This is a genomic window from Alcaligenes sp. AB3, assembly GCF_031844565.1.
Classification (GTDB): Bacteria; Pseudomonadota; Gammaproteobacteria; order Burkholderiales; family Burkholderiaceae_B; genus Alcaligenes; species Alcaligenes faecalis.
Window position 1 is genome coordinate 195903 of sequence record NZ_JAUZVM010000003.1, and the last position, 20462, is coordinate 216364.

17 protein-coding genes are annotated in these 20462 nt (G+C 56.8%); 8 read left to right on the forward strand and 9 right to left on the reverse strand.

Translation table 11 applies throughout. The features are described 5' to 3' along the window. Nucleotide 1 precedes the first annotated feature (1 nt). The 9 genes from Q9R35_RS08410 to Q9R35_RS08450 form a co-directional block, all read right to left on the reverse strand. The gene (locus Q9R35_RS08410; RefSeq protein ID WP_311219655.1) at nucleotides 2–1192 is read right to left on the reverse strand and encodes an MFS transporter; all 1191 of its coding nucleotides are present in this window, start codon (nucleotides 1190–1192) and stop codon (nucleotides 2–4) included. Further along, nucleotides 1189–2382 carry an acyl-CoA dehydrogenase family protein gene (locus Q9R35_RS08415; protein ID WP_311219656.1) on the reverse strand — a complete coding sequence of 398 codons (1194 nt, stop codon included), beginning with the start codon at nucleotides 2380–2382 and terminating at the stop codon, nucleotides 1189–1191. The genes Q9R35_RS08410 and Q9R35_RS08415 overlap by 4 nt, the downstream gene beginning before the upstream one ends. Next, a complete protein-coding gene (locus tag Q9R35_RS08420; protein WP_162090253.1) occupies nucleotides 2379–4040 on the reverse strand; it encodes a class I adenylate-forming enzyme family protein in 1662 nt (553 codons plus the stop codon). The genes Q9R35_RS08415 and Q9R35_RS08420 overlap by 4 nt, the downstream gene beginning before the upstream one ends. Then, nucleotides 4037–5848 (reverse strand): CoA transferase, encoded by a 1812-nt coding sequence (locus tag Q9R35_RS08425; RefSeq protein ID WP_311219657.1) that lies wholly within the window; start codon nucleotides 5846–5848, stop codon nucleotides 4037–4039. Before Q9R35_RS08425 ends, Q9R35_RS08420 begins: the two co-directional genes overlap by 4 nt. 83 nt (nucleotides 5849–5931) lie before the next feature. Next, nucleotides 5932–6204: a MoaD/ThiS family protein gene (locus Q9R35_RS08430; RefSeq protein ID WP_311219658.1), complete on the reverse strand. Its 273-nt coding sequence runs from the start codon at nucleotides 6202–6204 to the stop codon at nucleotides 5932–5934. A gap of 74 nt (nucleotides 6205–6278) precedes the next feature. After that, nucleotides 6279–6686, reverse strand: coding sequence for a Mov34/MPN/PAD-1 family protein (locus Q9R35_RS08435; RefSeq protein WP_003801262.1), 408 nt, complete (start codon nucleotides 6684–6686; stop codon nucleotides 6279–6281). Between the two features lie 19 nt (nucleotides 6687–6705). Next, on the reverse strand, nucleotides 6706–7878 hold the full coding sequence (gene moeB, locus Q9R35_RS08440) for a molybdopterin-synthase adenylyltransferase MoeB (protein WP_311219659.1): 1173 nt from the start codon (nucleotides 7876–7878) through the stop codon (nucleotides 6706–6708). A 160-nt stretch (nucleotides 7879–8038) separates the two neighbouring features. Continuing rightward, nucleotides 8039–9274: an MFS transporter gene (locus Q9R35_RS08445; RefSeq protein ID WP_226348856.1), complete on the reverse strand. Its 1236-nt coding sequence runs from the start codon at nucleotides 9272–9274 to the stop codon at nucleotides 8039–8041. A gap of 5 nt (nucleotides 9275–9279) precedes the next feature. Continuing rightward, nucleotides 9280–10314 carry a class I SAM-dependent methyltransferase gene (locus Q9R35_RS08450; RefSeq protein WP_311219660.1) on the reverse strand — a complete coding sequence of 345 codons (1035 nt, stop codon included), beginning with the start codon at nucleotides 10312–10314 and terminating at the stop codon, nucleotides 9280–9282. 175 nt (nucleotides 10315–10489) lie between these two features. Between Q9R35_RS08450 and Q9R35_RS08455 the strand changes: the two genes are divergently transcribed. The 8 genes from Q9R35_RS08455 (at nucleotide 10490) to Q9R35_RS08490 (ending at nucleotide 20446) form a co-directional block, all read left to right on the forward strand. After that, complete coding sequence (locus Q9R35_RS08455) at nucleotides 10490–11467, forward strand: AraC family transcriptional regulator (RefSeq protein WP_311219661.1); 978 nt, start codon at nucleotides 10490–10492, stop codon at nucleotides 11465–11467. 317 nt (nucleotides 11468–11784) lie between these two features. Next, nucleotides 11785–14952 (forward strand): TonB-dependent receptor domain-containing protein, encoded by a 3168-nt coding sequence (locus Q9R35_RS08460; RefSeq protein WP_311219662.1) that lies wholly within the window; start codon nucleotides 11785–11787, stop codon nucleotides 14950–14952. A gap of 13 nt (nucleotides 14953–14965) precedes the next feature. Then, on the forward strand, nucleotides 14966–15895 hold the full coding sequence (locus tag Q9R35_RS08465; protein ID WP_311219663.1) for a Slam-dependent surface lipoprotein: 930 nt from the start codon (nucleotides 14966–14968) through the stop codon (nucleotides 15893–15895). 118 nt (nucleotides 15896–16013) lie between these two features. Further along, complete coding sequence (locus Q9R35_RS08470) at nucleotides 16014–17501, forward strand: surface lipoprotein assembly modifier (RefSeq protein WP_042479982.1); 1488 nt, start codon at nucleotides 16014–16016, stop codon at nucleotides 17499–17501. Nucleotides 17502–17958: 457 nt separating this feature from the next. Further along, nucleotides 17959–18561, forward strand: coding sequence for an ATP-dependent Clp protease proteolytic subunit (locus tag Q9R35_RS08475; RefSeq protein WP_311219664.1), 603 nt, complete (start codon nucleotides 17959–17961; stop codon nucleotides 18559–18561). Nucleotides 18562–18582: 21 nt separating this feature from the next. After that, nucleotides 18583–19203, forward strand: coding sequence for a glutathione S-transferase family protein (locus tag Q9R35_RS08480; RefSeq protein WP_042479975.1), 621 nt, complete (start codon nucleotides 18583–18585; stop codon nucleotides 19201–19203). A gap of 229 nt (nucleotides 19204–19432) precedes the next feature. After that, nucleotides 19433–19858 (forward strand): DUF2946 family protein, encoded by a 426-nt coding sequence (locus Q9R35_RS08485; RefSeq protein ID WP_321331545.1) that lies wholly within the window; start codon nucleotides 19433–19435, stop codon nucleotides 19856–19858. A gap of 51 nt (nucleotides 19859–19909) precedes the next feature. Then, on the forward strand, nucleotides 19910–20446 hold the full coding sequence (locus Q9R35_RS08490) for a DUF1775 domain-containing protein (protein WP_311219666.1): 537 nt from the start codon (nucleotides 19910–19912) through the stop codon (nucleotides 20444–20446). The last annotated feature ends 16 nt before the right edge of the window (nucleotides 20447–20462 follow it).

Below are 20462 nucleotides of genomic sequence, written 5' to 3' on the forward strand. Positions count from 1 at the left end.
ATCATTCCCCTTTCGCCATGCGACGAACCTGGTACAAAATCAGGCACAACAAGCTGGCGCACACCAGAATGCCCATCAGGAAAGGCCAGGCAGCAGCAAAGCCTTCGGGCGAGCGCAGCAGCACACCAAACAGTGGCGGACCAAAGGCAAAGCCACCAAAAAACCCGACGGACAACAGCCCTGCGGTACGAGCCGGCGCCCCAAAACGGGCATCCCGCAGCAACATGCTCATGGCAATGGCATTGGTGGCAACCAGGGTCAAGCCAATGGCCAACACCCCGGCTCCCAGGGGCCAGAGTCTGTCCGGCGCGGCCATCATCATCAGCAACAAGGCCACAATCGGGATGACAAACAGGATGCCCAGCAACAAGGTTTCATCCCCAAAGCGGGCAGCGATAGGCGTCAAGAGCACTCGAGACATAATCCCCATCACCCCAAAGCCACTGACCAGCATCCCTATCCAGTACGGCGACACGCCCAGCTGCTGCGCAAACACGCCCAGAAAAGTGATGAAGGACGACAGCACCAGACCCGCGCACAGCTGAATGGCCATTAACAGCCAAAGTTGTTGGCTGGGCCAGGGCAAGCGCCAGGACATGCTGCCGGCTGCGGTGCTGGCTCTGGCTGGCAAAAGCTGCAGGGCAAAGTAGGACAGGCACAGCATGGCAGGTACCCACACCACAAACGCCCCCCGCCACCCCAATTTGTGGGCCAGGGTGGGTAGGACCAGACCGGCCAGCAAGGCCGAAGCCTGCACGCCGGACTGCTTGATACCAACCAGCCCCGCCTTGCGCTCTGCCGGTACCAACTGGGCAATGGCCTGATTGGTCACCGGGTTGGCCAAGGACTGCGCCAGGCCGCACAAGAGCAAGGCCGTCAGCACACCCCAGAAACCCGGCAACACCGCAATCAGGCTAAAGGACATGGCCACCAGCAGGAACAGCAAAAACAAACCGTGCCGATTGCCCATGCGCTGCACCAAGGCCCCCGCCCACGGCGAAAGCAAGGCAGCCAGCCCAAAGGTGCTGGTGGTCAACCACCCCAGTTGCTCGCGCGAGATGCCCAGATCCTGAATGATTTGCGGACCCAGCACGCCGATGGCGTAAAACACCATCATGGGCATACCCATCGCCAGAGTCATCAAACTGGCCAACACCCAGGGAGAACGGCTTGCCCGTGTCGATAGCATCATGCGACTGCCTTGTTCATGTCTGCCGTCTCCTGAATGGCGTAGTGGGCTTGCAGCAAGTGCTTGCCGACCGTACTGATCAAGGCATCGTCCGCCCCATCCAGAATATGCGTGGTACGCGCTGCCCGGTAAATGCCGGACAAGGGGCTCCAATCGGCCAGCCCTTCGGCCCCCATGATCTGGATAGCGGAATCTGCCGCCTCGCTGACCGCATCCGACGCCGCCAGCTTGGCCACATTCACCTCCACGGAATTGGGCAAGCCCGCATTGAACTTGACGGCGGCTTCACGCAGCAAGCACCGAGCCGAGGTAATGGCGCGATACACCTGATAGACCCGCGCCCGAACCAGTTGCTTGTCTGCCAGACGGGCCAGTTCTCCGCGCTCTGAATGAATGCGCTCGCACATGATTTCAAAGCTGCGTTGCGCCAAGCCCAACCATTGCACGGATCGCAGAATACGGCCCAGGGCCAGGCGCTTTTGCATCAAGGCAATGCCCTGCCCGGCGCTGCCCAGAACATAGTCCTCCGGCACGGTCACATTGTTGAACAGCAGCTCGTTCTGCCCCTGATAACGTCCCAGCAAAGGCAAGGGGCGCACGACTTTAAAGCCCGCCGCATCCGTGGGCACGATCACCATGGACAAGGACTCATTCACGGGACCGTCCGCGCTGCGCGCCACCACGGTCGCGAAGCTGGCCAGTTGCGCCCGGCAAATAAACCACTTGCGGCCATTCACATGCCATTGCCCGTCTTTCAGGCGGGCCTGACATTGCATGGTGGCCGGAATCGAACCAATGCTGTCCGGCTCGGACATGGCGTAGCTGGACACCGCATCGCCCTTGAGCAAGGGCGTCAGAAAGCGCTGTTTGACGCTGGCCGAGCCATGATGACTCAACATATACGCATCCAGCGTGGCATCTGCCCCGAAAATGCCGGGGCCATATTCGGAGCGTCCTTCCTGTTCAGCCACGGGCAAGTATTCGACCAAACTGGCGATCCGACCGCCGCGATGCATGGGGTAAAAACTGCCGAACAAACCCGCCTGTTGAGCGCGGCGTGTCAGGTCCAAGGTCAGCTCGCGGGCCAGATTATCTCCCTGTGCCAGAATGCCCTCGTTGGGGATGATCTCGGTATCCACAAACTGCCGCAGCTTGCGGCTCAAGGCCGCGCTGGAGATGGCAAGGTGGCTCATGCTGCTATCCCCGCTGCAGTCTTGGCCCCGGAACCCAATGCAGCAGCATCAGCAGCCAAGGCGCGCTTGTCGATCTTGCCCGCAGGCGTCAGCGGCAAGCTGCGGTAAAAGCGCAGATACTCGGGCAACTTGTTCACTTCCAGACCCTGCTCACGCAAGAAGTCGGTGATCTCTTTCAGGGAGAAACGCGGCACGCCTTCACGCACTGTCACGCACAAGCAAATACGCTGACCCAGATCCGCATCGGGGACCGGCACGCAAGCCACGGTAACCACATCCGGGTGAGCCATGACCAAACCTTCAATTTGCACCGGGCTGATGTTCGCACCACCACGAATGATGATGTCTTTCTTGCGACCAGCCAGCACCAACTGCCCTTGGGCATTGATGTAACCCAGATCGCCCGTTTTCACCCAACCCTGCTCGTCCCGATACTGGGCATCCAGTTCCGGGGCGTTCACATATTGCATGGGGCTCAAGGGACCGCGTGCGGTGATTTCGCCTACTTCGCCTTGCGGCACTTCGGCACCCTCATCGTCAATCAGGCGAATCTCGCACACTTGCGGATTGGGGGTCCCTACACTGCTCAAGACCACGTCGATAGGATCATCCAACGTGTTGTGGCAGTTCACCCCATCGGCCGAGCCGTACAGGCTGATGAAGCCGCAATCAAACGCTTCCACGCAACGGCGTACTGTGGCTTCGTCAATGACTGAACCACCCACAATCAAGCCGCGCAAGCTGGCTTTATCGGCCTTCTCCAGCTCGGGCGCTGCCGCAATACGCTGGAACATGGTGGGCACGCCCAGAATAAAGCTGGGTTTGAAGGCATTGATGGCGGCAATCGCACTAGGCACATCAAACTTGGGCAAGACCACCAAAGAACCACCCAACCAGCACAGCACGCCGAAGGTGGCCGTAGAGCCAAATGAAGAACCCAGCGGCACCAGATACATGCCGCGGAACTCCACATCATTGGGGGAAATGCGTTGCAGGAATCGACCACGCCCGCCCACCAGCGCATTATGCGAATAGGCCACCAGCTTGGGTTCGGACTCGGTGCCCGAAGACACCAGCAAACGCACGGGCGAATTGGGTGACACCACCGGCAATTCGGACAAGGCCAAAGGCTCGCCCTCGAACAAGGAATCCAAAGTCATCCAGCCCGGGCGCGATGGGCCTTGCACAATCAGGACACGCAAGGACAGCAGCGTAGGCCGCAAGGACTCGATCACTTCGCACAAATCAATGCCTGCATATTCATGCGGCACAATCACCGCCCGTGCATCGCAACGACGCACCAGCGACTGAATATCCAGCTTGCCCCGTCCGGGTGGGAAAGGCGCCACAATCGCCCCCAAAGCAGCGGCGGCCAGATCAATGGCGCAGCACACCCAATGGTTGCTGAGCTGATACGCCACCACGTCGCCCGCCATAATCCCTGCGCGACGCAAGCTGCCTGCCAGACGCAGAGCCGCGTCCATCAAGGCGCTATAGCTGATATTGCCTTCGGGCGAGAGCACCGCCAGCTTGTCCGGATGAGCCTGGGCTTTTTCCGCGAACAGCGTAAAGACCGGCTTGTTCGGGTAGGTACCGTCCTCTATCCAGCGTTGGCGCAATGACGCAGGGACCAGATCGATGATGCCAGCGTGATTCATAAAAACCTCCAGGGAGAATTAACAGACGAATAGCTCTTGTCATGGAAATGGGACGCCAGGCGTGGATCAGCACGCAGTTGTGCCAGATTGCTATGGACACGGCGGGCCGGTATGCCCAGCACATCCAGTTGCGCTTCCAGGCTCAGGGCAGACTGGGACAGAAGACGATCCGGCAAGACCGTCCAGACGGCATCGGGCGACACATTCAACCACCCGGCCAGGGCATGCAGATGCGTTTGATCCTGACAGTCGATGACCATGAAGCCCTCGCTCGTCTGGAACACCGCCGACACGCCGGTTTTACTGATGGGAGAAACGGCCTGGGCCAGATGATCGGCCGTGGCCAGCAAAGAGCTGTCGACCCGCAAGCCCGACCCGCTCAGGCCCCGGCGCAGCAAGGCGGCACTGATACCCAGCGCGGCCATCACCCCGCCCAGCACATCCAGCACCGTAAACAAAGACCCACCCCGTGCATCCGAGGTTTGCGAAATGGTGTGAGCAATGCCCGACCAGGCTTGCACCGTGAAGTCCGTACCCGGCGCGTCCACTTGCTCCTGGCCCCAACCGCCCGCATAGGCGTAGACCAGATCCGGGCGCACTGCGTGCAGGTCCTGGGCATCCAGTTGCAGCTCGGCCGCCTTGCCCGGTGCCCAGTTATGCAGGAACACATCGGACTCGCTCACCAGCTCGTAAATGGCCTGGCGGCCTTGAGCCGACTTGATGTCCACTTCCTGCACCGTCTTGAGTTGATTAAGCGCATCAAAGCGCACCGAGCAGCCATCCACGCACGGCGGCATGGCACGCAAGGGATCACCACCGGGCGGTTCCAGACGAATCACCTCCGCCCCCAGCAGCGCCAGCAAATGACCGGCAATAGGCCCTTGAATTCGGCGGCAGGACTCCACCACCCGCAAACCGCGCAGGGGCAAATCGGCGTTGGACGGCAAGGTGCGCAATGAGTCGGGCGCGGTATGAGTCTGGTGCTGCCACAGACCGGCCAAGGCCGCGTAATCACTATCGCTCTGGCGTTGAGCCGGGGTACGTACCGGCAAGATGGCCATGCCGGTCTGCAAGGCCAGTTCCTGCAAACGGCCAAAGTTCAGGGTTTGCAGGCTGCTTAAACACGCCGCTGGCATGGGGCACACCGCCTTGGCATAGCGCAGCAAAAACGCTTTCCAGGCCTGACCGGCCAGATCAGCCGGTATACCCACCGCTTCCCAAAAGGCGCGCCAGGGTCGGGGGTCCAGCGTTTCCAATTCAAAGACCACGCCATCCTGCGAAATAAAGGGTGGCCGCAAGCCGGGATCGTAACTGCCTGCCAATAACTGTTCAGGGTCCTGAGCCGCCGTTGCCCCAGCCAGATACTGACCGATACTGAGCAAGCCACACCCCAAGGGCGAGACCGACACCGTGGAGAAACGTCCGCCACGCAACTGACCCAAGGCGGCTGCCAAGGTCGCCTGCAAGCTCATGGCTGAACTGAGTACAGCCAGATAATCCAGACCCAGCGTGCCCGACGGGCCACTGGAGCGTCCATGCACGGACAAGATACCGCTGGCGGCCTGCATGCTCAGCTCGCTGATCGCGGCTTGCGTCATGCCACCTGCCTCGGTTTCCAGACGCGTGCTAATCGTTCCAAAATCAGGCGAATGCAGGCTGAATGCTGCTTCGTCTTGCTGGCCTGCGGCTTGCTCGGACAAACCCAGCAATCGGGCCTGACGGCTCAAGGCAGCGGACAAGCCCGGCCAATACGGGGACTGTGAGCCCATCTGCCAACGTAATCCGCAGCCATGTAGTAATTCAGACATAGTTCCAAACCAGAGTGATGCGTACGCCAAGTGCTGATTGCAGAAACCAGCACTTGCACCATGAAAATCCAGACCAGATGGTCTTAGCCCCCTGCTACGGCAGGCAGTACGGTCAGGCTGTCGCCAGCACGAATGGCGGTTCTCAGGCCATCACTGAAACGGATGTCATCTTCGTTCACGTAAATATTCACGAAACGGTGCAGGTCTTCGCCGCTCATCAGGCGCGCCTTGATGCCGGGAAACTGGCCTTCAAGATGCTCGATCACTTCGCCTACCGAAGCGCCCTGGGCCTGGACTGTCTTCTCGCCGTTCGTCAGTGGACGCAGCAAGGTCGGGATAGAGACTGAAATGGACATGCTTAAAACTCCTTTGAAATAGTGGTTTCCAACAGCCGGGACACACGCTCCCCTTGGGGGAGCGACGCTGCTCCCTAGACAATCACGATGGTTTCTTCGGTCACACCGCCGTCGATAATCCGGAAGGATCGAACCGGCACGGTGGCCTGATCCCAGGTGGACACGATCAAGTAATGCAGTTCGGGATGGCCCGCAAAATCAATGTCATCCTTGCTCGGGAAAGCCTGACTGGCGGTATGGGAGTGGTAGATCACGCAGCACTCCTGATCGTCCTCATCCAGACGGCGGTAGACCTGAAATTGCTCGCGCGAATCGAACTGATAAAACACCTCCGAGGCCGCCCGGTTTTGCATGGGCAGCACGCGTTCGGCCACCAGCGAGCCCTCCTGGGCGGCAATCAGTCCGCAGGCCTCGATGGGGTGATCCTGCTTGGCATGATTCAGAACTTGCTCCAGAGCAGAACGACGAATCTGCAAGGCCATGATGTGCTCCCTCCCGAACTTAGTAAGACGCCAATTCGGGAGCGACCTGCTCCACCCAAGCCAGCACGCCGCCTTCCAGATTGCGCACCTTGGAGGCATTCAACTTGATCAGCTCTTCGCACACGGTCCTGGAACGCGCACCGGAGCGGCACGAGATCACCAGATCCGCATTCGGACCAAAGGCAGCCAGAATCTCGGCAGCGACGGTGGGAGATTTGGGCATCAGAATCGCGCCAGGAATGTTCACGATTTCCCATTCATTGGGATCGCGCACGTCCACCAGGACGGGGGCCTGTTCTTGGTCCAGCCGCTCTTTTAGCTCCAGCACAGTCATGACAGGCACGGGGATGGCCATGGCATCAGCCGGTGGATTCAGGCCGCAGAAGGTTTGGTAATCACCCAGCTCGGTCACGGGCTTGCGATTGGGCAAGCGACGGATGGGCAGTTCGCGGTAGCACATATCCAGTGCGTCGTAAGCGATCAGACGGCCGATCAAAGGATCGCCAATGCCGGTAATCAGCTTGATGGCTTCGGTGGACATGATGGAGGCAATCGAGGCGCACAAGACACCAAACACACCGCCCTGCGCGCAAGAAGGAGCCAGCTCGGGTGGCGGGGGTTCGGGGTACAGGTCGCGGTAGTTCAAGCCTATGCCACCGGGTGCGTTTTCCCAGAACACCGAGACCTGGCCTTCAAAGCGGAAGATCGAACCCCAGACATAGGGTTTATCGGCCAGCATGCACGCGTCATTGACCAGATAGCGGGTCGCAAAGTTGTCGGTGCCATCCAGAATCAGGTCGTAGCGCGAGAACAGCTCGACCGCCATGTCCGGTTCCAACCTGTCGGTATACGTTTCTACCTTGACGTGGGGGTTGAGCTTGTGAATCGCACGCTTGGCGCTTTCCACTTTCAGCTCGTCAATGCTGTCTACGGTGTGAATGATCTGGCGCTGCAGATTGGATTCATCCACCCGGTCAAAGTCGATGATGCCCAGTGCGCCCACCCCGGCTGCGGCCAAGTACAGCAAGGTGGGCGAACCCAGCCCCCCTGCCCCGATAACCAGCACTTTGGCATTTTTGATGCGGCGCTGGCCTTCCATGCCCACATTGGGAATCAAGAGGTGACGGCTATAACGGTTAACCTCTTCGCGGCTTAAAGGCTCACCGGGCTCAACTAAGGGGGGCAAGGTCATAATGACTCCTGGTTAAATACATATGAATACGAACAAGACTTATTCTCAAATATGACTGAAAATGACACAATAGCCTTTGGGTTCTAATTTCTATGCGAAACGGAGCAAAAACGATGAACGCCAACGCAAGCTGTGTGCGCTGGCGTTTTCAGGCCCTGACTTACTGACTACGCAGCAAAACTTCGGTGCTGGCACCAACGCTGTGGCGCACGCGCCAGGCCAGTACAAAGGCGAACAGAACGCCCAGGGTGAGCACGCCCAACATGACAACCTGACCGAAACGGTCCAGCAAGATGCCGGCGGCAATGGGGACGGCCATACGGGCCAGGGTGAAGATGGTCGATTGCAAACCGTAGTCCGAGGCATTGCGCTGTCTACGGGTAAAGAACATGGTCAGCCCAAAGAGCAAGGCCGACACCGCCCCCATGCTGGCTGCAATCAACATGGCACTGCTGATCAGCCACACCGGGCCCAGCTTGGCCCAGACCGAGACCATCAGCAGAATCAGGGACAGCAAGGCCGCCAGCAGATAAATCGGAATGGCGCGTGCGGCACCCAGCAAGGAGGCCAAGCGACCACCAATCAGGCTAAATACAGCACCGGTAATGCCACCGGCAATCCCTACCGTCCAAGCCACCTCTTCCAAGGGCATGCCTTGGTCCAGCATCAAGGGTTTCAGGTAAAACCAGACAGCGCCAATAAAGGGAAAACTGGTCAGTAACAAGCTGGTCCATTGCTTGGCTCCCTCCTGCCCGAAAAAGCTGACCCAATCGGCAACAAAACCGGGCGGTGCCTGCTCGGTCTCAGCCGCTTGCAAACCGGCTTTGGAACGCAAGAAGACAAAGGGCAAACAACCAATCACCAGCCCCAGGCCCATCAAGGCGAACGGTGCCTGCCAACCCCAGCGGGCCTGCACCAGCACCATCACTCCCGCCCCGACAATCGCGCCCAGAAACAAGGCGGCAGAACGAATACTGCCCGCACGCAACTGTTCCTCGCGCGGCAGGTATTGCACGGCCAAGGCATTCAAGGGAATGTCCATCCAGGTCGCCACAATGCTGATGGCAAACGTCAGGGCAAAAAGCAGGGTCCGCTGATCAATCAGATTCTCGCGGCCTATGCCCACATACAAAGCCAGCAACAGCACAGCCATCAACCACAGCCAATGCACAAAATGTCCGCCACCCAGGCGGACACGCTGCACCGGCATGGCCAGCACCAGCTTGAAAATGGCGGGCAGGGCCGCCAGCTGGAACAAGCCTATCTCGGTGCCGGACCAGCCATGCTGGCGCATCACCAGGGGCATGCCCAGCATCAGGTAAATACTGGGGACGGCCAGCACCAGATTCATCCAGCCAAACAGCAGCTGCGCCCCCCACGCTTTCCACGTCTTCATTGTCATCACCCTTTGCACGTCTTGCGCGCAATCAATGCAGTGACGGGCGCAACCGGAAAGCGCACCTCATCAAACTGCTGAACATCATCAAATCCGGCTTGTTCCAGCAACTGGGCCAACTGCCCTTCCGGCAGCACATGGCGGCCTTGCATGCGCATATGCAGGTAGTAATGCAAAATCCGTTTGGCCTTGCTGACCTCGGTATGCACTTCGGCGTGACAGCACACCAGCACCCCGCCGGGACGCAGCGCACGATACAGACGGGCCAGCAAAGCGGGGATGTCCGGCACAAAATGCAGCACGGAGGAGCACCAGATCAGGTCGTAATCCGACCCGAAATCGTCCACCAGCAGATCACCGGCCAAGGTGCTGACACGCGCTTCCAGACCGGCATCAAGAATTTTTTGTTGGGCGACAGCCGCCGCCGCTTCATACTCGAACACCACGGCATTCAAGTCCTGCTGCTGTTGCGCCAAGGCGATGGCTACCAATCCTGGCCCACCGCCCAAATCCAGCAGACGTTGCGCCTGCCAGAACTCCGGCACGGCCCCAAAAATCTCACAGGCCACCTCGGCCGTGACCGCCGTTTGTTCCTGGGCAATTTGCGAACGTGCCGCCGCTGCCCAGCCTTGCTCAATCAATGCCGGATCCGCTGGAGGCGATTTGCCATTACGCAGCAGCTCATCGAGCTGATTGCCCACCTGACGCAAGACGCCATGCCGAAACAGCAAGGCATCGCCACAATATTGCGCCGAACCCGGATTCAGATAACGTGCCGTTTGCGGCAGGCTGCGATAGCGTCGCGGACAGGTCCACTGACACTCCAACAGCTCCAGGCTCCACAACAACTCCAGCAGGTAGGCTGTGTTGTCGGCGTCCCACTTGAGCACAAGCGCAAGTTCCTCCGCAGCGATAAACTTATCCAGATGCGCAAACACGCCATACCCCAAAGCCAGGTTCAAGGCATCTGCACTTAAACCCGCCAATTGCGCGTCCCAACAGGCTTGCAGAGCATGCGACTCCAGCAATTGCTCCGACAAAACGACTTCTCCTAGCGATCGATCCAGCACTGTTTTTTACCTCCGTGAATTCCACAATGGCCCTTCCCTCTGCCATCACAGCTAGAAATGATATATATTTAATGAGAATTATTTGCATTAAGATCTATGCTGAACGGAGCAATTCATATGCGAGGCGCTTTTAGCAGGAGAAATGATGAGCACGCGCAAATTTGGCTATCGCTTAACCACGGATGAACCCAGGTCATGCCGCGCTCTGAGCGATGGCCGAGTCCGGCTGCAACTACCCGAAGAACTGGGCCACTGCTATTCCGAATGCGTGGAACTGGAACAAGGGTTTTTGTTGGGCCGTTTGCACTATCACCCCAGCCGATCGCTGGTTGAAGAAAGCAACGGCCCCCATGCGGGCCGTGTCATTGTGGTAACCGTGGGTCTGCAAGGACAGTCGGCCTATCAGGGTCGGGAGAGTTCAGATCTGCTGTTCAAGGCAGGCCATACCACGGTGACGGCTTTCCGATCCCTGCGGGGGGAACGTCACTATCAAGAGGACCAATCCGTATCGCAATTACGGCTGGTCATCAGCGAGGCGGCCTTGAACAAATACGTGGGCCCGGATCGCGCCACCGAGTTGATGGATTGTGTGGGACTGCATCGCCTGTCCTTTCATGCCAGCAGCCAGGCCACCATGGCCCATGCGGCGGCACTGGCACGCTATATGCAGCCGTGCACCCCGGAGCAGCCCATCCATAACCACAGGCTGAACCTGCAAATCCATGCGCTAAGCTTGCTGGCCGAACAGTTCAACCGCCTGGCTCCGCCCGACGCCCCCAACAGCGCCCCGCTGTCGGTGGATGATATTCAGCGGGTTGAGCGAGCACGCGATTTGCTCAGCTCGCAACTGGACCAGCAAATCACGGTAGAGTATCTGGCGACGACGGTGGGCATTAACGAGCACAAACTTAAAGAAGGTTTTCGCTATCTGTACGACAACACGCCTATCGGCCTGCTGCTGGAACTGCGTATGCGCAAAGCCTATACCTTGCTGGAGTCCGGCCAACAAGTAGCCCAGGCCGCCTGGCAAGTCGGCTACAAATACCCCAACAATTTTTCCGTCGCCTTTACGCGCTACTTTGGCCGCTCGCCCAAATCCATTTTTGGCAACAAGCGCGCCTAAACCCTTGTATTTCCGCTGTTTTCGGCCTCTGCATTCATAGAGGCCCACCCTTCTTTTCGGGCCGCCCCCTGCGGCCCTCTCCCTGAAAAGTTCCCTTTCTGCTTTGACAAATTCCTGCAATTGCAGCGGATTTCCGATCCTGCATAGGAATTGCTCCGTCCCGCATATCAATCTAAGTGATAATTATTCTCATTAATGTGAATAATATCCCCGTGCCTTTCCTCACCTTTTGAGACAAGTGGTGAGCCTGGCCATTAAACGGGAAGTATTTCCCCACGACAGATTGTTATTTTTCGCACGGAGCCCTGGTTCGTTTTATGTCCGCTACCCTTTCACCCTACACAAAAAAACACGCGCTCAAGCCGCTGGTGTATGCCTTGATTCTGGCCTCCTGGGCCGCGCAGACACAGGCCCAAAGCGTGGGCAGCTCCCCCCCCTCCTCCCGTCAGGACGAGAGCCAGAAAGACACGGACAGAGCCACTCGCCTAGACACCATTACCGTCGTGCGTGAAACCCGCGATGAGGCGGGTAAAACCGATGTATTCGAGAAAGACGTCTCCAATGTGTACGCCGGCAAGGAAGAGATCGAGCTGTACAAGGGCAGCTCCGTGGGGGATTTGTTCAAGGGCCTGAACGGTGTGTATGCGGGGGACTCTCGCAATAGCGGTGCGCTGGACCCGAACATTCGCGGTATCCAGGGTGAAGGCCGTATTCCCCTGACGATTGACGGCACGGAACAGGCAACATCGGTCTGGCTGGGACCGGCCGGGGTGGCCAACCGCAACTATGTTGATCCCAATATGATCAGCAGCATTCTGGTGGAAAAAGGCGTGTCGGCAACGTCGGGAGCCAGCGGGATTGGCGGATCGGTGCAGATCCGCACGCTGCAGGTGGAGGATATTGTCAAACCGGGCGAGACCTTCGGGATTGAGCTGAAGGCGGAAACGGCGACGAATTCGACCAAGCCGAATGAGCGTTCGTTCGGAGTGTTCGGTAAAGACTATAGAGACATCCCTGGCGCAGTATTTGATAAAGGTGGTACTAACGGCGTCATTCTGCCGGGATCCGTTTCGCCAGAGCGTATGCCTAAAGAAGGCAATGGCGGCAAGAACTTCAACTTCGAAGACCACTCCTATCGCCTGGCAATCGCAACCAAACAAGAGAACTTTGACCTGCTGGCTGCATACAGCTACCGCAGTCGCGGCAACTATTACAGCGGTAAAAAGGGTAGCGAGAAATACGAGTACGACTCGTGGCAAGAAGATGCGAAAAACGATAAAAGGCCGGGCTTCTCATCCCCAAGCATCAGCTACATCGCCAAATATTTCCGCCCCGGTGAAGAGGTCCTGAACACTTCCAGCGAACTGGAAACCACCCTGCTCAAGGGAACGCTGCGCTTACCTCACGATCAAGCCATTGATATGAGCTACATGCGCAGCAACCATACCTTTGGCGAAAGTGTGCCTTGGAACGTGGTCTGGGCCGTGCATGCGCTGGATGGTCAAGGCGAAAAAAAGATTCTGCAAAACGAGAACCCCTATAGCAAGGTCAAACAAGACACCTGGAATCTGAACTACTCCTGGAACCCCGAAGGTAACCGTTTCATCAACTTGAAAGCCGGCGCCTGGATTACCCAAAGCGACAGTGCTCGCCATCAGAACGGTGACGTGATCTATGGCACTCAAGGCGACGGGTGGAATGGTCGGGATAACGCGTGGGATGACTATACGGATTGCCACATCCTGGGCAGAGATCTACCCATGTGTGCCAACGTCCCTACGACTCCACCCGATAAAGAATCCAATGCGGATGGTCGTTTCAACATTGTGCCTCGCGCCTTGCAAATTACCGATCACCGTCGCACAGGTTTGAACCTGAGCAATGAAATGACTTTGCACTCCACCCTGGACTTGAGCTTGCAAGCGGACTTTACACGCGAAAAACTCAAACAGCATGACGCTTCGGAAAACCTCACGCACCTGACTGAACTGAACTGGGGCGTAAACCATATGGGGCCGCGTTCGGGCACCCGCCAACAATGGAACTTTGGTTTTAATTTTGATTGGCGCCCGATCGACTGGTTGCAGGTGAATGCTGGCGCTCGTTACAGCGACTATTGGTCGTATGACGACAAGCTGGCCGAGATGCGTAGCCAGCAACATAAGGATTGGGCCATTAGGCCCGCTCTGACAGGCTACAACTATCAAGTACAGCGTTTGATGACGGATCAAGAGGCAAACGCGTATGAGAACAAGATTATTCAAAGCTTGACGCCAGCCTATGAAAAATACAAAGAAGACTGGCAAACCTGGTATGACTTTGACCCCAGTTTTGTTGATGGCCCCCTCTTAACCCCTGAGGAGTTTATGGGTGACCAACTGCAACGAGGGAAAGTCAACGGGTATCGCTACACAGACGAATCAGTTTTTGTGCCATCTGGCCAATCACATGCCGGCTTTACTGCAAACAACCCCTTCACGAATGGCGAAATCGATACAAGTGAGAAGGTCACCGATGCCCAGGGCCAAAAAGGCACAGTGGATAAATATATTGCATCGAATGCCAACCGAAAGCCAGTTTATCAAGATGAGTCTGAAATACCGAATAAATGGGAAGAGCCCAAAAAGCAAAAAGATCACGCTTGGGTTCCCCATATTGGGCTGACTGCTTTCGTCACAGACGATATCCGTATCTATGCGCGGTACAACGAGTTTGTCCGCTTCCCTAGCCTGTTTGAGTCCTCCATGGCAATGGCTGGCAGCAGCAAAAGCTCCACAGGTGTCGCAGTTAGCCCGGAGCATGCCTACAACTGGGAAATTGGTTATGCCCACAACCTGAGCAGCTACTTTCCCAGCCTGGACTACGCAGACATCAGGATCAACTACTTCAATAACCGCATCAAAGACTATATAGACCGGGATTGGGACTTCAATGTCGTGCAATTTGCCGAGAAAAAAATGTCCGGCATTGAACTGCAAGCTCGGGTGGATAGTGGCAAATACTTTGCCAACTTTGGTGGCACGTACCGCCTGAAACAACAACTGTGCGACCACGACTACGCACAAACTTTTAATCCCATTCCTGGAGCGTCAGGTGGTCGCAACGTCCCTGGCTGCGTAGATGGTGGCTTCCCTCGCTCCTTTGCCAGAACCAGTCTGCAACCCCAGTACTCACTGAATCTGGATGTAGGTGCTCGTCTCCTGGAAAAGAAGCTATTGCTGGGTGCACGCGCCGTTTATCACAGTGCCGCCAAGAACAAAGACGAGGGTGCCTTTGGAGCTATGGGCTGGGCCTATAACCGAGCCAACTACTGGAACCCAATCCTGGTCTTTGATGCCTACGCCAGCTATCAGGTGCAGAAGAACCTGAATGTAGACGTGGCGATCAGCAATCTCACCAATCAGTACTACCTGGATCCCATGGCCCGCACCTCTATTCCGGCCCCTGGGCGAACAGTGCGCGTCGGTATGACAGCACGTTTTTAAGTTAATCAGTTTTTTGGGTCGTTTTCGTAAAAACGCCCTTTTTCTTCACTTAATGGAGTTCGTAATGAAAGCAAGTCTGAATGTACAAAAACTGGCTATTGTTTCGGCTTTCCTGCTGGCCTCCGCCAGCAGCTTCGCCGCCCCCGTTGCAGGTGGCGCTTCCAAAGGTTTTGTCGTTGCTGACAAACCCTCCACGATGATGGCTATCGGCGAAGCAGGCATCTCCATGCCCGGCACCGGTCCTTACACTGCGAACCCAGCCGATCAGTCGGGTGTGGTCAGCTTCAAGAGCGGTCCCATTTGGCAAACAAACCAGGTGTTAAGCAATGCAGACGGCCATGGTTACATTGAAATGCCTGCTGGCACGAAAATCTCTGAAACTTGGCGTCACACGATTAGCAGCGGTACTGGTGCCGGCACTCAAATCTACGCTTATCGTCAAATGAACGCCCCCCTGACTGGCTACCCACACTTCGGCGGTGAGGTCGTGGCAAAAGTTTCTGGTCAAGAAGTGTATTTTGGTGAATGGGCTCCGCGCGTCGCCAACCCTAGCCAAGGCAGCAGCACCAACTTGAACATGAACAGCGCAGACCGCACAGTGTTCTACACAGGCGAAAACCCAACCACTGCCATGCCTGCTCTGGTCAATGCTGAATACAACGTTGTAGCTGTACGTAAATACAATCCAGGCACTCAAGGTGGTGTATTTAGCGGCGTTTTGACAGCTAACTACGGCGGCGGTAGCGGTACATTGGCTGGCTCTGTCGGTGGTGTGAACTTCAACGGCACCTCCATTGCTTCCAATGGCCAATTTGCACAAGACTTTAGTGACTCCTCGAAAATTCGAGGCCAATTCTACGGTTCCCAAGCAGAAGCCTTGGCAGGTATTTACTACAACCCAGCCAACGGTGCCAAAGACATGGCCTTCGGCGGTGCCCGCTAATAACGGGTAGCTGACAACACTCTAGTGTTGCCATAAGAAAAGAGGGATCGACAAGCTCGATCCCCTTTCTCTCCGGACCCTGCGTCCATCTCCCCTTTTTCTTGCAAGGTTTTCATTCATGCATGGGCGAGCCCTTCCCCTTTTGTGCCTGCTGCTGGCCATGGCATCCAGCGCGGTGCAAGCCAACGACGACGATACGCGCCGACTTCTGAATCAAATCGACCGCAATCTGAACGAACGCGAACGCTCCCATTTAGTGGAAGAAACCCCGCCTGATGTGGACCCATCAGCCCTGATCACCATCAACGGCACAACCTATAGCGTCGATGCCACGCTGACCGATCTGGAACCGGCCATTTATGTCGCCATCAATCTGCAACAGTGGGCCAAGGTGGATCAGTTTGTAGAAAAGTATCAGGAGCTGCCCGGCCACAACCCTGCCCTGGTGTTGATGGCTCAAGGGATGGTGGCCCGTAGCAAGGACAATCACAGCTTGGCTATCAGCAAGCTGCGCCAGGCTCAGGAAAGCGATCCCAATATGATGCGCGCCAAGCTGGAACTGGCCCGCCTGCTGTTCGAGGACTATCAATCCAGCGAAGCCAAGGAGCTGTTCAGCCAGATTTCCTCTGCCGGTATTCCAGAAGAAGTACGGCCCGTGATCGAAGGCTTCCAGGGTGCTTTGCAGGACCGCAATGCCTGGCATGGTTCAGCCTCGATTGGCCTGGGCTACAACAGCAATATCAACAAGGAAAACGGCCAGGAAGACACCTTCTTTACCTGCTATTTCTTTGGGTGCTTTCCGTCAGTGCGCAAGATGCCAGACCCGGTCAAATCCACGGCCATGGTCTACGACCTGACCTTGAACCGGCGCTTCCAGCTAAGCGGCAACCACAATCTGCTTCTGCGCGGTCTGAGCTACGGCAATCTGTACGACAAGCATAAGGAAGCCGAGCCCAAGGACATTTATTACAGCGACAACACCAGCATTATTTACGCGGGCTACAACTACCAGGATGCTAAAAACGATCTGTCGATTACGCCCTTGTTCGAGAACAATTACACCAACCGTCGCACCAGCTATCAGTCCTGGGGCGGGCGCGTGGACTGGAAGCATAATCTTAGCGACAGGCTGCAAGTAGGCGTGAATGCTCAGCACAAGAGTCTGTCCTACAAAGGCGATTTACGGCAGTACTTTGAAGGCGTCAAAGAGAACCAGATAGGCTTGTACGGCTCGTATCTGATTGATGCCAAAACCGTGGTCTACGGGGGCCTGAATTACACCCGTAATCTGCAGTCTCAACAAACCGCGCAAAGCCGCAGCTATATGGCAAACCTGGGAATTTACAGGGCCTTTGATGCGGGTTTCAACATCAACGCCACGGCACTGTACCGGCAGACTCGACACGATGCCGAGGACTTGTTTTTGGGTGGACTGCGCAAGGACCGGCAACAGATTTATATCCTGAACGTGGGCATGCCACGCTTTGCGTTCCAAGGCATTACACCCAATCTGTATGTGAAGCACACCTTCAACAACAGCAATATCGACTGGGCTTTCAAATACAAGCAAACCGAAGTCGCGCTGAAGCTGGAAAAGCGTTTTTAAGCAGGGACTTCTTCGACCTTGGCGGGCTGATCTGGTGCAGTCCCGTTTTAGCATCAAGCGCCTGTAGCGACAGGTATCTTTTTTAGTGACAGGGAGCGTCGTGTCACTGTTGAGAGAAGCGCTTCCAATGATGTATCGGGGTCCTGTGGCAAGTCTCCAGGCCCAGCGGCAGCGTGTAGATCAGCCCTTCCCGTAATGCTGGTCCAAGAGACAGGACTATAAGGTCTTGTTCCCTGGATAAAACACGCAACAAGCATGAGACTATGATCAGCTTGCAGGGCCGACCGCCCTGCATTTGCTTTGTCTGCTTGCGTTGCGCCCTATTGCGGCCCCAGGCCCGGACAAAAAAAACCACAAAATTTGCCAAGTGAAAGCCCGGTTGACCATCAGCCGGGATATAGTCGAGCAATCGATTTTCCTTAGCAGACAGAATACTTATCCCTTGGAGTCTTTCCCCATGCTTGGCCAAGAAAAAGAAACTCGCTCTGATACCAGCCCTCAAGACAGCGCCTTTCTGGAAGAAAAAACCTTCCGCGCCCGCACTGTGCTGGTCTTTGGCACCATCACGGATAAGCTCGCCTCGGAAACCGTGCGCAAGCTGCTGGCGCTGGATGCCGAATCCACCGCCCCCATCACCATGATCGTGTCCTCGCCCGGTGGGCACCTGGAATCGGGCGATGCCATCCATGATGTGGTGCGTTTTATTTCCTCGCCCGTCACCATGGTCGGTACCGGTTGGGTTGGCAGTGCTGCCACCCACCTGTTCCTGGGTGCGGCCCGCGAGCGCCGCGTGTGCCTGCCTCAAACCCGTTTTCTGATTCACCAACCCAGCGGTGGCGCCGGTGGTCAGGCCAGCGATATGGCCATTCAAGCCCAGGAAATCATGAAAGCGCGCGAACGTATCGCTCAGGTGATTGCCCGTGAGACTGGCCAGCCTATCGAACGTGTACGTGACGATATCGAACGCGACAAATGGATGGGTGCCGAGGAAGCCATTGAGTATGGCCTGATCTCTCGCATTATCGAACGTCGTGACGAACTGCTGCCCGCCAGCAAGTAAATATCACCTGAGAGCCCCATCATGCTGACTATTCTTGGCAGAGAATCCTCCATCAATGTGCGCAAAGTCATGTGGACCTGCGCGGAGCTGAATCTGGAATTTGAGCGGCAGGATTGGGGCATCGGTTTCAAGGACGTCAACACGGACGAGTTCCGTGCGTTGAACCCCAACGCCAAAATCCCCGTCCTGCTGGATGGGGATCACGTGCTGTGGGAGTCCCATACCATTGTGCGTTATCTGGCCAACCGCCAGGCACCAACGGCCTTGTATCCGCAAGATGCCTGGCAACGAGCCAAAGTGGATCAATGGCTGGACTGGCAGGCGTCCGAGCTGAACCCGACCTGGACGTATGCGTTCTGGAGTTTGGTGCGTCAGTCGCCCAAGCATCAGGACGCCTCACAGGTTCAGGCATCCTTGGCGGCCTGGACGCAGGTAATGGGGATTCTGGAAAAGCACTTGGCGCAGACCCAGGCCTATGCGGCCGGACCGGAGTTCAGTCTGGCCGATATCATTCTGGGCCTGTCCATTCACCGCTGGCTGAATACGCCGTTTGATCGCCCGCTGCTCAAAGCAGTCGAAGACTACTATCACCGCCTGGCCGCGCGGCCTGCATTTGTAGAGCAATGCGCCGGTTTTCCCTAAGCACTGCGTTGCCTTGCCTGACCAAAGCCGCGTGCTGTGTTCGCGGCTTTTTTTATGCGTGACTGAACATCGGGGCCACTTGACGCCCTTTTTACAAAAACGGCAACGGCAACGGCAACGGCAACGGCAAACCAGCAAACTCTAAATCCAAATCTACTTAAAATTTGGCGCCAGATAACTGGCAAATACCTCATCAGTCGGCCACCACTTTTGTAATATACTTTTCCGCATGCGCGCCCTGGGTCCCCGTTTCGTTTTCCGCGAAATCCGAGTTTGGCAATTTCTGTTTTGCCTGGCTCTGCTGGCCTACGTCTGTCGCGCCATCGTCCCCGCAGGCTATATGCCTACCCGCTCTGCACAAGACAATGGCTTTGCCATTACCTTCTGTACGGCTGGCAATTCGGCCAATACGCTCTGGATTGATCTGGTCGGCCAGGATGGTCAGGCGGATTCCGATACGCATCAAAACCAGCAGGATTGTCCCTTTGGTATCGCGGCGTCCCCCGCCTTGTTGCCGACCTTGGATGCGCCTGTCCTGATCAGCCTGATTACATATCGGCGGGTTTTGTTGGCCGAGAGCAATCAAACCCGGCCACCGCTACCTGCACAAGGCCCGCCTTTAGGTTCACGCGCCCCACCCTTACGCCTCGCTTGATATATCCCCGTCCTTGGACGGTTTCTCTTTTTTATCTAGCCGAGGTTTTCAATGTCGATTTCTTCTACGTCTTTCCGTGCCACTCTGGGCATGGCTGCTGTGCTGTTCGCCTCTTCCGCTGTTGCACACGTTTCCCTGCAAACCAAGCAAGCCCCGGTGGGCAGCAGCTACAAGGCGGTTCTGTCCGTACCGCATGGTTGCAAAGGCTCTGCCACCACCAAAATCCGTGTCCGTATTCCTGAAGGCGTGGTCGGCGTCAAACCGCAACCCAAAGCCGGCTGGACCCTGGAAACAGTAAAAGGTGACTACAAACAGGCCTACACCCGTTGGGGTGCCAAGGTCAGTTCCGGTGTTCAGGAAGTGGTGTGGGCTGGCGGCCCCTTGCAGGACGAGCACTATGACGAGTTCGTGTTCATCAGCTATCTGGCCGATGAACTCCAGCCCAATAGCACGCTCTACTTCCCGGTTGTTCAGGAATGCGAACAAGGCGTGGAGCGCTGGATTGATCAAGCAGCTCCGGGCACCAAGGAAGCGGCTGACCATTCCGACACCCCCGCTCCTGCGCTGCAACTCTTGCCCAAGCCTTAAACACCCAGGCGGCTGG

Bases quoted from the DNA above. Each gene is read 5' to 3' on its own strand.
- Q9R35_RS08455 (WP_311219661.1), top strand. From the start codon at position 10,490: ATGAGCACGCGCAAATTTGGCTATCGCTTAACCACGGATGAACCCAGG.
- Q9R35_RS08435 (WP_003801262.1), bottom strand. From the start codon at position 6,686: ATGGCCTTGCAGATTCGTCGTTCTGCTCTGGAGCAAGTTCTGAATCAT.
- Q9R35_RS08425 (WP_311219657.1), bottom strand. From the start codon at position 5,848: ATGTCTGAATTACTACATGGCTGCGGATTACGTTGGCAGATGGGCTCA.
- Q9R35_RS08490 (WP_311219666.1), top strand. From the start codon at position 19,910: ATGTCGATTTCTTCTACGTCTTTCCGTGCCACTCTGGGCATGGCTGCT.
- Q9R35_RS08445 (WP_226348856.1), bottom strand. From the start codon at position 9,274: ATGAAGACGTGGAAAGCGTGGGGGGCGCAGCTGCTGTTTGGCTGGATG.
- Q9R35_RS08415 (WP_311219656.1), bottom strand. From the start codon at position 2,382: ATGAGCCACCTTGCCATCTCCAGCGCGGCCTTGAGCCGCAAGCTGCGG.
- Q9R35_RS08410 (WP_311219655.1), bottom strand. From the start codon at position 1,192: ATGATGCTATCGACACGGGCAAGCCGTTCTCCCTGGGTGTTGGCCAGT.
- Q9R35_RS08480 (WP_042479975.1), top strand. From the start codon at position 18,583: ATGCTGACTATTCTTGGCAGAGAATCCTCCATCAATGTGCGCAAAGTC.
- Q9R35_RS08430 (WP_311219658.1), bottom strand. From the start codon at position 6,204: ATGTCCATTTCAGTCTCTATCCCGACCTTGCTGCGTCCACTGACGAAC.
- Q9R35_RS08485 (WP_321331545.1), top strand. From the start codon at position 19,433: ATGCGCGCCCTGGGTCCCCGTTTCGTTTTCCGCGAAATCCGAGTTTGG.
- Q9R35_RS08475 (WP_311219664.1), top strand. From the start codon at position 17,959: ATGCTTGGCCAAGAAAAAGAAACTCGCTCTGATACCAGCCCTCAAGAC.
- moeB (WP_311219659.1), bottom strand. From the start codon at position 7,878: ATGACCTTGCCCCCCTTAGTTGAGCCCGGTGAGCCTTTAAGCCGCGAA.
- Q9R35_RS08460 (WP_311219662.1), top strand. From the start codon at position 11,785: ATGTCCGCTACCCTTTCACCCTACACAAAAAAACACGCGCTCAAGCCG.
- Q9R35_RS08470 (WP_042479982.1), top strand. From the start codon at position 16,014: ATGCATGGGCGAGCCCTTCCCCTTTTGTGCCTGCTGCTGGCCATGGCA.
- Q9R35_RS08420 (WP_162090253.1), bottom strand. From the start codon at position 4,040: ATGAATCACGCTGGCATCATCGATCTGGTCCCTGCGTCATTGCGCCAA.